The organism is Paraburkholderia sp. UCT70, assembly GCF_050434085.1.
Taxonomy (GTDB): domain Bacteria; phylum Pseudomonadota; class Gammaproteobacteria; order Burkholderiales; family Burkholderiaceae; genus Paraburkholderia; species Paraburkholderia tuberum.
Window position 1 is genome coordinate 675,115 of the sequence record NZ_JBNPVZ010000004.1, and the last position, 14,545, is coordinate 689,659.

At 60.4% G+C, this 14,545-nt stretch carries 11 protein-coding genes; all 11 read right to left on the bottom strand.

Features of this window, described 5'->3' with window-relative positions:
• Positions 1–79: 79 nt before the first annotated feature.
• Positions 80–1,087 (bottom strand): MDR family oxidoreductase, encoded by a 1,008-nt coding sequence (locus tag OKW41_RS28635; protein ID WP_429574709.1) that lies wholly within the window; start codon positions 1,085–1,087, stop codon positions 80–82.
• A gap of 145 nt (positions 1,088–1,232) precedes the next feature.
• Positions 1,233–2,072 (bottom strand): ABC transporter permease, encoded by an 840-nt coding sequence (locus OKW41_RS28640; RefSeq protein ID WP_184040168.1) that lies wholly within the window; start codon positions 2,070–2,072, stop codon positions 1,233–1,235.
• Between the two features lie 4 nt (positions 2,073–2,076).
• Positions 2,077–3,339, bottom strand: coding sequence for an ABC transporter permease (locus OKW41_RS28645; RefSeq protein WP_429449233.1), 1,263 nt, complete (start codon positions 3,337–3,339; stop codon positions 2,077–2,079).
• A gap of 52 nt (positions 3,340–3,391) precedes the next feature.
• Positions 3,392–4,429 (bottom strand): polyamine ABC transporter substrate-binding protein, encoded by a 1,038-nt coding sequence (locus tag OKW41_RS28650; protein WP_429574710.1) that lies wholly within the window; start codon positions 4,427–4,429, stop codon positions 3,392–3,394.
• A gap of 39 nt (positions 4,430–4,468) precedes the next feature.
• On the bottom strand, positions 4,469–5,560 hold the full coding sequence (locus OKW41_RS28655; RefSeq protein ID WP_429574711.1) for an ABC transporter ATP-binding protein: 1,092 nt from the start codon (positions 5,558–5,560) through the stop codon (positions 4,469–4,471).
• Positions 5,561–5,936: 376 nt separating this feature from the next.
• Positions 5,937–8,435, bottom strand: a complete 2,499-nt coding sequence (locus OKW41_RS28660; RefSeq protein WP_429574712.1) for a CoA transferase — start codon at positions 8,433–8,435, stop codon at positions 5,937–5,939.
• A 287-nt stretch (positions 8,436–8,722) separates the two neighbouring features.
• The gene (gcvA, locus tag OKW41_RS28665) at positions 8,723–9,667 is read right to left on the bottom strand and encodes a transcriptional regulator GcvA (RefSeq protein WP_429574713.1); all 945 of its coding nucleotides are present in this window, start codon (positions 9,665–9,667) and stop codon (positions 8,723–8,725) included.
• Positions 9,668–9,898: 231 nt separating this feature from the next.
• Entirely contained in the window at positions 9,899–12,553 is a 2,655-nt protein-coding gene (locus tag OKW41_RS28670; protein ID WP_429574714.1) for an FtsX-like permease family protein, read from the bottom strand.
• Positions 12,550–13,227 (bottom strand): ABC transporter ATP-binding protein, encoded by a 678-nt coding sequence (locus OKW41_RS28675; protein ID WP_429574715.1) that lies wholly within the window; start codon positions 13,225–13,227, stop codon positions 12,550–12,552. The genes OKW41_RS28670 and OKW41_RS28675 overlap by 4 nt, the downstream gene beginning before the upstream one ends.
• On the bottom strand, positions 13,220–13,930 hold the full coding sequence (locus OKW41_RS28680; RefSeq protein ID WP_429574716.1) for an ABC transporter ATP-binding protein: 711 nt from the start codon (positions 13,928–13,930) through the stop codon (positions 13,220–13,222). The genes OKW41_RS28675 and OKW41_RS28680 overlap by 8 nt, the downstream gene beginning before the upstream one ends.
• Complete coding sequence (locus OKW41_RS28685; RefSeq protein WP_429574717.1) at positions 13,884–14,489, bottom strand: hypothetical protein; 606 nt, start codon at positions 14,487–14,489, stop codon at positions 13,884–13,886. Before OKW41_RS28685 ends, OKW41_RS28680 begins: the two co-directional genes overlap by 47 nt.
• Positions 14,490–14,545: the final 56 nt, after the last annotated feature.

A 14,545-nucleotide genomic window follows, 5' to 3' on the forward strand; every position in this document is an offset into this window, starting at 1 on the left:
CTGCCACATCCCGGCACGGGAGAGCACACCACCGGTCCTGAAGTCGCAGGCCTTCAAATCCGAACGGCAGCGCCCGACATCATGCGCTGCGGCAAATGTCGACAACCGTGCGACCGCTCAGCTTTCCATCCATCATTTGCACGGCTGCCTCCGGCACGTCGTGCAACGCTATTCGGTGCGTGAGTTCGGCGAGCTTTGCTCGATCCAGATTCGCAGCGAGCCGATTCCACGCTATCTGACGATGAGCGATCGGACACATAACCGAGTCGATGCCCAACAGTTTTATACCGCGCAGAATGAAAGGCGCAACGTTCGCCGGGAACTCCATGCCTTGCGCGAGACCACATGCCGTTACGGCGCCGCCATATTTCGTCTGTGCGCATGCGTTGGCAAGCGTATGCGAGCCGACAGAATCCACAACCGCCGCCCAGCGCTCTTTCTGCAACGGCTTGCCGGCTGCCGACAGCGAGTCCCGATCGACCACATCGGCGGCGCCGATACGCTTCAGAAAATGCACCTGCTCCGGCTTGCCCGTCGATGCCACGACCGTAAATCCCCAACTGCTCAATAGCGAGATTGCCACGCTGCCCACACCGCCGCTCGCGCCGGTCACGAGGACTTCACCGTCGGCCGGCTTGACACCGGCCTGTTCCAGCGCAAGGCAGGATAGCATCGCCGTGTAACCGGCCGTCCCGATTGCCATGCTTTCGGCCGTTGATAGTCCCTGCGGTACCGCAATCAGCCAGTCGGCCTTCAGGCGGGCTTTCTCTGCGAGGCACCCCCAGTGTGTTTCGCCGAGGCCCCATCCGTTGACGAGGACAATATCTCCCGCTTTCCAGCGAGAATCTGTCGATGTCACCACCTCGCCGGCGCCATCGATACCCGCGACCATTGGCCAGGCGCGTACGACCGGACCGCGGTTCGTGACCGCTAGCGCGTCCTTGTAGTTAAGCGTCGAGTGCGCGATACGAATGAGCACTTCGCCGGCTGCGAGGGGATGCTCGTCGAGGGTTCGGTCATCGAGGCTGGTAACCCCGGCCGAAAAACCGCTGTCATTCTGCTGCAGATAAAGGGCTGAAAAAGCCATGCTTGTCCTCTCTGACGGTGAACGCAGGCGGGCAGGCAAGGCGAAATGGTACATCCAGACAACATAAACCATTCAAGGATGTACCACTACGCCATGCCCGACGGCTTCCGCGGGAATAATGCGACAGGTGCCGCGGCAAGCAATGTCACGTCGCTATCTGTCGCGCCGCGCTTCTGGACCTCAGCCACTCCATCGTCACCAGAAGCAGGCTGGAAAATACGATCAGAATTGTCGCAAGGGCAGCAATCGTCGGCGTAATGTTTTCCCGGAGGCCGATGAACATCTGCAACGGCAATGTACCTTGTGTCGGACCCGCGATGAACATCGTGATGACGACATCATCGAGCGACGTGGCGAATGCAAACAGGGCTCCAGAAATAACGCCCGGCGCAATGATGGGCAGGGTGACGGAGAAGAACGTCGTGACGGGCGACGCACCGAGGCTCAGGCTCGCCCGCACGTAATTCTGGTTGAACCCGGCAAGGGTGGCGTTGACAGTGACCACCACGAATGGAGCAGCGATAGCGGTATGACCCAAAATCAGACCAAGGTACGACCCGGCTAACCCCCACTTCGCAAAGAACAGATACATCCCGACGGCAGTGACGATCACCGGCACGATCATCGGCGAGATCAAAATGCCGATCAGCGCGCCCTTGCCTTTGAACGTCGCCTTGTTGAGGCCCAACGCGGCCAACGTCCCGAGGACAGTGGCCAGGATCGTGGCAAGCGGGGTTACGATGAAGCTGTTTTTTCCGGCACGAAGCCAGTCAATCGACGTAAACAGATTGTGGTACCACTTGAACGAGAACTTGTGTATCGGATAGACCAGGAATGTATTGTCCGTGAAAGAAAGCGGGATGATCACCAGTATCGGCAAGACCAGAAAAAGCAGGATCATGACATTGGTCGATCGCAAAAAGTAGTGCCACGCGATCTCGGGGGCCGATGTATAAGGTGCAAAACGCGATACGGTCGTTTTCATGGTCCTAACCTACCTTCAGTTCGTTGCCGACGATCTTTCGATAAACACCGAAGAGTATCAATGTCACGAGAAGCAGAACCGCTCCCAGTGCGCACGCCATCCCCCAGTTCAAGGCCACATTCGTGAAATACGCGATGTAGTAGCTCACCATCTGGTCGCCGGCTCCGCCCAGCAATGCGGGAGTGATGTAGTAGCCCAAAGCCGTGATGAATACCAGCAGTCCGCCGGCGCCGACTCCTGGCAGCGTTTGCGGAAAGTAGACCTTCCAGAACGCGCCGAACGGGTGACTACCCAGCGAGATCGCTGCCTTCGTATAGCTGGCTGGCACCGACTTCATGACGCTGTACAGCGGCAGAATCATGAATGGCAGGAGGATATGAGTCATCGAGATCAGCACCCCCGTCCGGTTGAACAGCAGCGGCAATGGAGACGATATCAGGTCCAGCGACAGCAACGCCTTGTTGACGAGGCCCGATCCTTGAAGGATGACAATCCAGGCGGAGATCCGCACGAGGATCGAAGTCCAGAAGGGAAGGAGCACCAGGATCATCAGCAGATTTGCCTTACCCGCCGGCAGACTGGAGATCCAGTATGCCAGGGGGTAGCCAAGGAGCAGCGCGGCGAGCGTTACCAGGCCGCTAATCACGAACGTTCGCTTGAATACCTCCCGAAATGCCGAGGCGCCTGGATCAACCGGAACGATGTCACCGGCAGAATTGCGACGGTAGTCCATCGTCGCGAGGAGATACTGGCTTGTGTATCGGGATGAATCTTTAGCGATTACCTGCCAGTAACCGGGATCTTCCCAACGCCTGTCGATTTCGATCAGCTTTTGTCGAACCTCGTGCGCAGGCAGCGCCGAATCATCGTCGCCGAACGGAAGTGCGCTCGAAGTCTTGTAAAACAACGAACGGAAACCCGGCTTCTGCCCGTTCAGTCGACCGGCAGCGGTACCCGAACTGTTGTTCCCGCCGTTGCGCTCGATATCCAGCATCAGCCCGCGAAAAGCCTCATCCGGAACTGCCGATTTCCGATCCCAGTTTCGCAGCGCCGCCGTCGTGTCTGGCAACGCGTCAACGACTTCCGGACTCTGAATCGACCGCGAAATCATGGATGCAACGGGCATCACGAATACCAGAAAAATGAAAATAGCAAGAGGAGCGACCAGCGCCAGCGCCGCCATTTGCTTACGTAAATTCACGTTCCTAAGCGATCGCTTGAGCTCACGCAAATGCCAATCCTGCTGCTGAGTAGTTACTGCGCTCATGTCTCTCTCCTTCGCGTACCCATGCGTTCGAGCGATGGGTACACGATTCGCGTTATTTCGCTGCCCACGCGGTGAAACGCTGTTCCAGCCCGTCGCCGTGGTCGGTCCAGAACTCTACGTCGTTGGGGATAGCGGCTTTGCCGTTCTTCGGCGAGTTTGGCAGGTTTTCAAGAGTGGCTGCATCGAGCAACTTTAAAGCGTTCTTGTTGGTTGGCCCGTATGGAATGTGCCGCGCGAACGCAGCTTGAGCCTGAGGTTCGAGCACGTAGGCAAGGTACTTCTCGGCTGCATCCTTATTTTTCGAGCCCTTCGGAATCACGAAAAAGTCCAGCTCATAGATGCTTTGGTCCCACGAGATACCCAGGTTCTTGTTCCCTGCCCGCAGTGCGGCATCGATGCGGCCGTTATACGCGGTGGACATCGAAACGTCACCGGCGACCAGGAACTGCGGCGGCTGTGCGCCAGCCTCCCACCACTGAATGTGTGGCTTGAGTTCGTCCATCTTCTTGAACGCCCGATTGACGCCAGCCTCCGTGCCCAGCACGGTGTACACGTCTTTCGCCGGAACGCCATCTGCCATCAGTGCGAATTCGAGGTTATAACGCGCCTCCTTCTTCATGCCACGCTTGCCAGGAAATTTCTTGACGTCCCAAAAATCCTTCCAGCCCTGTGGCGTGCCCTTCGTCAGCGTCGGGTTGTATGCCAGCACGGTCGACCACACGAATGTGCCGGCAGCGCAGGGAGTCACCGATCCAGGCACCAGATCACCCTTTTTCGCGATCTTCGACCAGTCGAGCTTCTCGAAGAGTCCGTCCTGACAGCCGCGTCCGATGTCTGCCGACTCGACTTCAACGACATCCCACGTGACATCTTTGGCGTCGACCATCGCTTTGACTTTGGCCATTTCGCCCGTGTACTCAATCGCATTCGTCGGAATACCGCTCGCTTTCGAGAACGGTTCAACCCAGGCAGCCTTCTCGGCGTTCCCCACGGCGCCACCGTAATTGACCGTCGTAAGGCCGTCGGCCAAAGCGAAAGCGGAACAACACATCATGGCAGCCACGCTGACCGTATTTCTAAATAGCCTCATTTCGTTCTCCTTGGCACAAGGTGATTTCGCTACGCGTGGTCAATTGAAAACTCTCAGATGATCTTCATGAAACGACAACGCGATTCGATTTCCCGGTTGGACATGGGCCGCCCCGTCCTGCCCGAGCGGAACCTTCACGAAACACTCTGTTTCTCCGGGGCAGCGGCAGCGTAGCCGGACGTGATCGCCGAAGTAGATCATCCCAAGCGTTTCGCTGTTGATGACATTGCGCTGCTGTTCGGATTGCCGTCCAATCGAGAGCCGCTCGGGACGGATCACGCCTGTGGCGTGGCTACCGACATTGAGCCCGGCAACATTCAGCGCACGTACGGTCGTACCGTCTGCAATACGCAATTCGCAATAGTTACCGTCCCGGCTTACGACGGTGCCTTCCACCCGGTTACTGTCACCAATGAAGTTGGCTACAAACAGATTCGTCGGCGATTCGTAGAGCGAGTCGACCTGGTCGAGCTGTTGAATCACCCCCTGATCAAAGACCGCTACTCGATCTGACATCGTGAGCGCCTCACCTTGATCGTGTGTGACGTACACAAAGGTCAGGCCAAGGGATTCGTGCAATGCCTTGAGTTCTATCTGCATGTGCTCGCGCAGCTGTTTGTCCAGCGCGCCAAGCGGTTCGTCCATCAGCACAAGCTTTGGGTTGAACACCAACGCACGCGCAAGCGCCACTCGCTGTTGCTGACCGCCTGAGAGCTGACCTGGCATTCGCTTACCCAGCTTTTCCATGTGGACCATCTCGAGCGCCCGCTTGACGCGCGCGGCCCGCTCGTCTGGCGGCATCTTGCGAACCTTGAGGGGATACTCGAGGTTCTGTCCGACGGTCAGGTGTGGGAAGAGTGCATAGTTCTGAAATACCATTCCGATGTCGCGTTTATGCGGCGGAATACGATTGAGCAACTGACCGTCCAGCCAGATTTCTCCATCGGTTGGGTATTCAAACCCGGCGAGCATCATGAGACAGGTGGTCTTTCCCGAGCCGGACGGACCGAGCAAAGTGAGAAACTCCCCCTTCTGGATGTCGAGATTCAGGTCTTTGACGACGAGTGTTTCTCCGTCGTATGTCTTCCGAACATTGCGGAAGCTCACAAATGTGTTGCCCTGGCCTTGCATGATCGTTACCCTCAATGTCTTTCGGTGCGGAAGGCACCTGGCAGCGCAGGCGGTAGCGCTGTGTCTGCAGATCGGCTGCGGCGAAAGGGAGGCGCACAGGGTACCTCCTTCCCCGTGCCTCGCCATGGGCGTCTTCGCGCCATTTGCTGCGTCGCTCGATTGAGGTTCTCGATAACGATTTCTGCGCCTCGCCGGGTGTTTTCGGTACCCGGGAACTTGCGGTGTCGTCCGTGCATCTTCGTCTCCAATCTTATAAATATTCGAACACCCCTTCGCTACAGCCTTTTTTCTTCTAGGGTGCTTGCTGCTATCGGCCGCGTCCACACATCAGCGGAGCGGTCGCGATTGTTCCGGCTTGCCCGCAACGGTGACGTGTTCAGCTGGGCAAGTACTCTTCGCACCAGCTTTCGCCCACCGCCCCTCGCGCAATCAACGTCGTAATCTGGGTATCGCTGTAGCCCATCTTGCGCAGAACCTCTCGGGTCGAGGCACCAAACTTTTCTGCTGGCGCCAGTGCGCGGATCGGAGCAACGTGAGGGCGAATCGCAAAAGGATCGAGTTGGGTGACGCATCGTCCACTCGGATGCTCGGCATACACACTGAATGAATAGCTGCCGTTATCGATGCCCGGACGATTGTCTGCAGGGCGGCTGTAGCGTTGGCGCAAGTTGTCGATATTGTCCGGAATGGCTGCCGCCACATTGGCCGCTTGCAACCGCGTCTGCCAGGTTTCGGCGGAGGCCGTGGCGAGCGCGGAGCTGAGAAACGCTGCGGAATCCGCCGCGTCGCGGATGCCCGTCAGCCCCTCTACGGCGTTCAGCTTGTCCAGTTCCTTTGCGCTGGCGTCCACATACAACCAGTCATCCGCGGCCCGAAAGAAGCGTGACAGGTTGCCAAAGCCCTGGGCGCTACGGCCGGAAGGCTCATCGAACGGGGCCCGCCGTGGGTAGTCGTAGCAGAAGGGAATCTGCACCAGGTTGCCGAGCGATGCCAGGGAGGTCCGGGCACGGCTGATCTGGCCGGTTCTGGCTTTGCGATATAACGCGGCGGCAATGCCGAGCGCTGCAGCGAACCCGCAATTCACGTCAATGGTTCCGACGTGAGCGTGTTCCTCTGGCGTTGCCATGCCGCCGCCGAAGCGCAGCATGATGCCGGTGCTGGCCTGGATCAAGTCGTCGTAACCGAGATAATCGGTCCGCGGGCCGCGACGCGGTCCCCCAAAGCAATCCAGTTGACAGAAGATCACGCCAGGGTTGACGGCCTGGAGACTGGCTTCGTCAAGACCCAACGGTGCCAGTTGACGGTCCGGTGCATTCATCACGATCACGTCAACCGAACGAACCAATTGATTAAACACCTCGCGTCCGTCAGGGTGGTTCAGGTCGACCAGGACGCTTTGTTTGCCGCGGCCCGAAGACATGCCAAAGACCACTGTGTTCCAGGGATCATAGTTGGGTGTTACGGGGTCGAGCTTGATGACATCGGCGCCGAACCGGCCGAGGTAGGAGGTCGAATGCGGACCCGCGATGACGTTGGTCAAATCGAGGACACGCACACCGTCAAGCCAGCCGCCAACATGCTGTTCGGATGGGGGCGGCAGTGCCGTGGGCGCGCACTCATCCAGGATGGCCAGGGCTTCTTTGAGACTCACCGTGCGGCGTGCGTCGGGCGAGAGCATCAGTTCGGCACTGTCTTCCAGCCAGGCGATCGCGCCAGGCTGTTTCATGTTGCCGTACTGGTGGTCGTCGACATCGACCACCAGACCAGCGGCGTTGGCGTGCTCGTCGTGCATCCACTCCTGAGTCGAGCGGTGGGTTGCCCCGGGAAAACGGCCTTCGCCGAAGATTTTTTCCCACTCGGCTGCTGTCCTGGTCAGGAACACCTCCTTCATGCGTGCCGAAATGCGCCGGGCCCAATGGTCAGGCAACGGGTAGACACCGAGTGAGGCGTCCCCCTCCCACTGAGAGATAGGAAGGTATGGGTCGCTCACTGTCGGCAGCCCGGCAGATAGCGTTTCCTCGTACAACCCCATCGCCTGAAGGCAACGCCGGGCGTGCGAGCGGTGTGACGGGCATACCGCATAGAACTTGCGACCGTCCGCGCACTCGTATGTGCGGTAAAAGGGGTCGAGATATTCTTGCAGTTCTTCGTAGCTGAGGTTCATCGGAATATTTTCCGACCGCCGCCGCTCAATTTCCTTTTCGCGCAAGGTCTTGTAGCGTTCTGGATAACCGTCGATCTTGATCGAGTTGTAAGACAGCCCCTCCATCACCGCCGCGGCCAGAGGTACCTCGATTTGATCACCCACTCCCGTGCGCTCCCGCGCTTGCAGAGCGAGTGCCACCGCGGAGACAGCCAGCATGGTGCCGTAGGACGATGCTAGCGGCAGCGGCGAAAAGCTCGGGTTTATCCCCATCAGTACGCGGTTCTGACCCATATCGGTGAATACCCCGGAGGCCGACGCAATAATCGGCTCGAGGGCGCGCCAGTGACGACGCAACTGGTCGTTGCTGGCGAAGCCAGGGATGGACAGCGTAATGAGCTCGGGCCTTTGACGACGCAGCTCGGCAAAGTCCAGGCCCAACCGGGTCATGACATCCGGCCGGAAGTTCTCGATCACGATATCGGCACGCGCGATGAATGCCATGGCCGCCTCGAGCCCCTGCGCGGACTTCAGGTCAAGCTGCAAGCAATACTTGTTGCGGTTCAGTACGGCATTGGCCGGGCTGTCCCAAAGCGGCCCGGCCGGGGGATCGATGTGAATGACGGTGGCGCCGAGATCCGCCAGGATCATCGCCACGGCCGGGCCGGCGATGTACTGGCCAAAGTCGATGACTTTCACGCCGCTAAAAGGCAGTTGATTATGCTTTCCCATGGCTCACCGACTCATCTCCAGGACCTGCAGATCTTCCGAAACGCAGGTCATTATTGTGGTGGGTCGCCGCCAGCACCAATCAACCGCATTTCGAATGTGAGGCGAGAGGCCTTGGCGACGAACTCGGGATCACTGTCGGATACAACGGGGAGCCGGTAAAGCAATAAAAAAAACGAGGATGGGGTTGTTTTATTTATGGCTCAGGCCGCTGGAGTGAACGCGCAGGAAAATGGCCAGTCGATCACTGGCAGCCCGGCGAAATGGACGTGCGATGTCAACCTGCCTGATCAGTTCCGCGCACGCCCCTCCTGGGCCTTCGCACTCAACCAGGCCACGAACGCCGCGGCATCAGGGTTGACGATGCTGTGCGGAGAATAGACCAGGTAGAAAGCTTCACTGGTCGTAAGCCGGGATTTGAAAGGCGCTATCAGTTGCCCGGTGTCCAGCATCGACTGGACCAGCGACGAGCGCGCCAAGGCCACCCCTTGACCAAGCTCGGCCATTCTCAAAGCAGAGATCAAGGTATCGAACTGCATTCCCTTCGAAGAGTCGACCTGTCCCGCGCCTGCTTTCTTCAACCAGTATCCCCAGCCCTCCTCGTAGCCCAGGACGTGGAGTAGTTCGTGGTGACGGAGATCCTTCGGAGTAGCCAGTGGCGCCTGTTCGGAGGGCAAGAATGGGGCGCAGACCGGCAGCAACGTATCCCAGGTCAGCCGCTCGGCCTTGAGTCCCGTCCATTCTCCATGTCCATAGCGGATTTCCATATCGGCTTCGACGTCGGTCACGCTCGAATCGCCCCCCCATATGTTGCTGGTGATACGCAGATTGACCTCGGGGTGGCGTTCACGAAAGTCGGGCAAGCGCATTGCCAGCCAATGGGTAAAAAACACCAGGCTGACCCGAACGGTAAGGACTCTGCCGTGACCTTGCCCGAAGATCTCTTCAGTTGCGGCCGCCAGTCGCTCTACAGCCTCGTGGACAACCGGCAAATAGGCTAGCCCGGCCTCAGTGAGATCGAGTCCTCTTGGCAAGCGCTTAAAGAGGACTGCCCCCAACTGCGACTCGAGGCCCTTCACCTGTTGGCTTACCGCCGCCTGGGTCAGGTTCAACTCTGTCGCCGCATGGGTGAAACTGAGATGCCGGGCAGAGGATTCGAATGCGCGCAACCAGTTAAGCGGAGGTAATCGTTTTCTCATTCTGCAGACCGTTTGACTAAAGCTGTCCGCCTTCATGGATTAGTTGCGTGTTGCGGCAACTCAGGATCCACTAGACCCGCGGACGCGGCGGCGTCCTCAGGCGTCGACGAGTGCGTGCTCACTCCAATTGGGCAATCGAACATATGTTAGCGCGGAATTTCGAACACTCTGAAATGACAAGCCTGGGGGCGGTTTCAAGAACGAAGTGCCGTTCCATGCGAAAATTTACCGGATTCCGGTTGACCTTCGGTGGCAAGCGCGTTCCTGTCAAATCTCGCGCATGCGCTGGACTGCCGGAATGCGCGTTTCCCGCTGCGCCCCAATCACTGCGAAGACAACTGAGAGCAACGCCACGCCGACCACGGTAGTCAAATAAAGCCAGGGCATGCTGACAGATTCGGGCGGTGGATCGAAAACCCCCGTCAGGAGCTTGACCAGCATCCATGCGAGCGCAAAACCGGTCAGTAAGCCGATGCTGGTCCCGGTGACAAGGAGCAGTAAGGCCTCGCTCCACAGAAACGCGCCGAGCTGCCGGGGTTTCGCACCGAGGGCGGAGAGAATGGCAAAGGTGCGCCGCCGGTCGGCAATACCGAGCGCGAGAACGAGCCCCGCCGCGCCAGCCACCATAACGACGGCGAAGCCAAGCTCCAGTCGCGTCAGGCCGCCAAGGTCGACGGCGGTCAGACTGGATCCGATCAGATGCTGGGCCTGCCCCACATCGCTGACCTGCACTGCTGCCAGCGGAGCGACAATGCCCCGCGCCGCGGAAGCAATTTGCGCGGGGGAGGTGGACGTCTTCAACAGAACGATTTCCGCTGCATCCGCACCGGTCTGCTGTCCCACGTAACGGGCATTCGCGACCAGAAAGGAGTCACGTGGCGCGGTCGGGAATTCACGGACGACGCCAATGAAGTGGAACCGGACAACATGATACTGATGATCGTGTGCATTTTGCAGACGCAGATTGAGCTCATCGCCCGCCTGCAACTGAAAATCCCTGACGGTTTCTTCCGAAACGAGAATGCCGTCGGGTGTTCGCGCGAGCTGGTCCAGCGTCTGTTTCGCATTGCCGCCCATGAAATACGCATTCGACATCCTCGTTGCCTCCCCGATGTGCCTGGCGTCGATGCCATACAGGTCCTGCAGGTCCGTGCCGACGTAGGCGAGCCGGTGCTGCATCGGCTGCGCCGCGCTCACGCCCGGGAGTGCCGCGAGTTCCCTGAGTTTCGTTGACGCCGGTGCCTGCGACGTGCCGGTGACCGTCACGTCTGCGCCGTTCGTGAGTTCGGCGTCGACGCGCGTCTGCGCGTTGTAGGTTGTATTGAAGATGGCGGTCGATGTTGCGAAAGCAAAGGCCAGCGCGACCAGGGCGATACCCTGTGTCACGCGTTTGCGCTGTCGGCTGAGGGCCGCGGCAACAATGCCCGCCAGGGAGCCCGCGATGGGATCCAGCCACCTGGCCAGGCGTGCCCGACCGCGCCTGAGTCCCGTCAGGCACACCCTGATCGTCAGCAGGCCAAGGCCCAGCCATAGCAGAACCGGCGCGAGAAAGGCCGGGTAATCGATCGATGATGACGGCGTTCCCTCGGGCGCCAGCACGACCTGATAGCCCGTACTCCATGTTCTCCAGAAGATGACAGCCGACAGGGCAATGAAAATGAAATCGAGGCCAATGCGTTGCCAGAGCGCGGCGTGATCGTAGCCGATCGTCATCCGGGCGGTCGCGACCGTGGTCTGCCTGGCATCGATCCAGGCTGTGGCAAGCATGGTGGCAGGGGCGAGCAGAACACCAGCCAGGGCGGTGGCGGCGATCCAGCCGAAGGCGGAAACAACGAAAATACCCGCGCCGAGCAGCATGCGGGACACGATCACGGCAAGGACCAGTCCGGCAATCGTGCCGCCCATACCCACGCACGCGGCTTCGACCGCCGCCAGTTTCATGATCTGCGCGCGCGAGGCACCACGAATTCGCAGCAGCGCCTGATCGCGCCGGCGCCGGCCGGCGCCGGATGCCACCACCGCCATCGTCAGGAGGGCGGCGAGGAGGGCTCCGGGTGCGCCAAGAAAGAGAAACACGACCTTGGCGTACAGCGCGTCACTGCGTACCGCATCGAGCCTGGCCGCCAGATTGTCCGCCACGATGCCATCGCCCGCGATGCGCGCCTCGAGATTCCTCGCCGCGCCCCGTACCGCCGCAAAAGCTGCCTGCGGATCGGCTGGAAGCCGGTCATGCGCCAACCGGACATGCAGCTGTACGCGAATCGAATCCGGCCTGATCGCCGCCTGCGGGTCAAATAGGCGGTGCCACTCATCGATGGGCATCAACAGCACATTGTCGGGTGGCGCTTGCGGTGCCGCCCCGGCCGGAACCCCGACCGCCTGGAACAGCGAGTCAGCATGCGGCAGATCGACAACGCCAGCCACCCTGACATCGACGGGCGCCAGGCCGATACGGTGGATCGTCACTGCGTCGCCGACCGTCACATGCAAATTGGCCGCCGTCTGTTGTGCGATGAGCACGCCATCCAGGCGGCCGAGCAGGGTCCGGAACTGCGCTGGATAGTCGCGCACATAGGCAGCATCGAGGCCAAGCACCTTGCCTTTGCCGGTCGTCTGCACGCTTGCGCCGGTATGTGCCTCGAAACCCGCGACATCGGCATAGCCGACCGTCTGCAGCCGGGAAACTGTTGCGGCCCGTCCTATGGCTGCCATGACCGACTGGGCGGTGGTCGCGGAGACCAGTTGCACCTGCCAGTCAACGGGTACGCCCGCGATGGCGCGGCGCGTCATGGAAGCGGTGCTTTGGGCCAGAAATGCACCGAGCGAGGTCAGCAACGCGACGGTGATCGCGATGCCCGCCGCTGCGCCTGCGAGGCGCGCCTTGCGTTCCTGGACCAGCCCCAAAAACCACAGCCAGGTCATATGGCCCCCGCAGTGTTGGGAGCGTCGATGAGCGTGCCGCGCTCGAGATACCAGACGTTATCCATGCGTTCCGCGACCGCCCGATCATGGGTGGCGATGACGAGTGCCGTCCCGGTGCCGGCGAGATGGGCCACCAGTGCGTCAAGCAAGGCGCGGCCGGTCGGCTGATCGAGTTGGCCAGTCGGCTCGTCGGCGAGGATCACGCGCGGGTTTCCGACGATCGCCCGTGCCATCGCGACACGCTGCATCTGGCCACCCGACAGCTCTTCGGGAAGCCTGGCCATCAGGCGCTCAAGACCAAAGGTGGCGAGCGCATCCGCCACCGCCTTGCCGATATCGCAGGTCGCTTTCGCCATCAGCAGCGGCAGTGCGACGTTCTCACTGACCGTCAACGGCTCCAGCAGGCTCGGCACCTGAAACACCAGCGAAATTCTCGTGGGCAGGAGCGCGTCCGCGGCGCCTAACGCGGGCCAACAGATCGCGCCGCTTGTCGGCGCGTCGAGTCCTGCCATGAGGTGCAACAACGTGGACTTGCCGCTCCCGGATCTCCCGACAAGGGCGACACGATCGCCCGCATGCAGGCGGAATGTCGCAGACGCGAGTGCGGCGACAGACACCCTGCCTTGCTGATAGCGCCGGCCCACTGACTTGGCCTCGATCAGGGTGTCAGACATGGGTTAGGCGCCCATCCTGAATGCCGAGCAGACGGTCGGCATATGACGCCAGTGCCATGCTGTGCGTCGCGATCAGGACTGCGACCCCGGCGCGGCATCGTTCCACCAAATGGTTCAGGATGTCCGTTTCGGTGGCCGCGTCCACCTCCGCTGTAGGTTCGTCTGCCAGCAGCACGCGAGGATTCGACGACAGGGCAACCGCCAGCCCGGCGCGCGCCGCTTCGCCGCCCGACAGTTGCGAGGGGCGTGCGCGGCGTTGCCCGCCCAGTCCCATCACCTCGAGCAGATGATCGATCGTCCGTTGGCTGGACTGCCTGGACAGTGACATCTGAAACCGCATATGGGCTTCCACCGTGAGGTGCTCGAACAGGTTGCCCGATTGCATCAGGATACCGATGTGCCGCGCGCGCAACGCGGCACGAACCGCTTCGGGGCGTCGCGACAGGCGCAGCCCCATCACCTCGACATGTCCCCCATCCGGTTCATCCAGCCCGGCCAGGCAAGCCAGAAGCGTGGACTTGCCGCTTCCGGAAGGCCCCATCAGCGCGACGAATTCTCCCGCCCGGAGTCGCAGTGACACACCGCGCAACGCGGCCGTCTCGCCATCGCCGCTATGGAAGAAACGGTAGAGTTCAAATGCTTCCAGCGGCTGCGCTTCAACGCCATTGGAACGAATCTGAGATGAGTTTCCATTGGTCGGCATTGTCGGCTCCAAGCGGGGCAGAGAGATCAAGGGTAGCGAGCTTGCCGCCCCGGTAGATCAGATAGCGATGTCTCTCCAGGCGCAACTGTCTGTTGGTGACCGGGTTGGGTCCGGAATTCGATGTGTAGACGATCAGAAGCGCCGGGCCGGATCGCAGCATGACCTGCCTGATCGCCGCTATCCTGACTGCACGACCGCCTTTTATGAGATCCACCGCCTCATGACTGCCGATGGAGGTAGCGGTGGGAGCACGGGCAGCGGATGTGACGGTGACGTCGATGGCGTTGTATTTGTCCGAGAAGCCTGCCCCATCGGGATGATCCGTTCGCGCCCAGCCTTCAGGTACCTTGAGCGAAAAACCCAGTGGCGAGGCATAGGTAATGAAGACCTGGGTGTCTGGAATGTCGCCGGGTGGATTCTTTTCCGGCGTGACCGGCCGTTCTGTTGCCATCGCTGGCGTGCCCGCGATTTGCGTCGCGCTGCCGATCAGGGCAGCGACGGCAAAGATGGCCATGTGCAGTGACCGGAAGTATCCCTTGATCCGAGTTCTGCCTTGCATAGTGCCTCCTGTCCTGTAACCGCGCTGCGCCTGTTACTTCTCACACGTCCTTCGTG

Coding starts and splice junctions, on each gene's coding strand:
- OKW41_RS28685 (WP_429574717.1), bottom strand. CDS start 14,489: ATGCAAGGCAGAACTCGGATCAAGGGATACTTCCGGTCACTGCACATG.
- OKW41_RS28650 (WP_429574710.1), bottom strand. CDS start 4,429: ATGAGGCTATTTAGAAATACGGTCAGCGTGGCTGCCATGATGTGTTGT.
- OKW41_RS28635 (WP_429574709.1), bottom strand. CDS start 1,087: ATGGCTTTTTCAGCCCTTTATCTGCAGCAGAATGACAGCGGTTTTTCG.
- OKW41_RS28670 (WP_429574714.1), bottom strand. CDS start 12,553: ATGACCTGGCTGTGGTTTTTGGGGCTGGTCCAGGAACGCAAGGCGCGC.
- OKW41_RS28640 (WP_184040168.1), bottom strand. CDS start 2,072: ATGAAAACGACCGTATCGCGTTTTGCACCTTATACATCGGCCCCCGAG.
- OKW41_RS28680 (WP_429574716.1), bottom strand. CDS start 13,930: ATGCCGACCAATGGAAACTCATCTCAGATTCGTTCCAATGGCGTTGAA.
- OKW41_RS28660 (WP_429574712.1), bottom strand. CDS start 8,435: ATGGGAAAGCATAATCAACTGCCTTTTAGCGGCGTGAAAGTCATCGAC.
- OKW41_RS28675 (WP_429574715.1), bottom strand. CDS start 13,227: ATGTCTGACACCCTGATCGAGGCCAAGTCAGTGGGCCGGCGCTATCAG.
- gcvA (WP_429574713.1), bottom strand. CDS start 9,667: ATGAAGGCGGACAGCTTTAGTCAAACGGTCTGCAGAATGAGAAAACGA.
- OKW41_RS28655 (WP_429574711.1), bottom strand. CDS start 5,560: ATGCAAGGCCAGGGCAACACATTTGTGAGCTTCCGCAATGTTCGGAAG.
- OKW41_RS28645 (WP_429449233.1), bottom strand. CDS start 3,339: ATGAGCGCAGTAACTACTCAGCAGCAGGATTGGCATTTGCGTGAGCTC.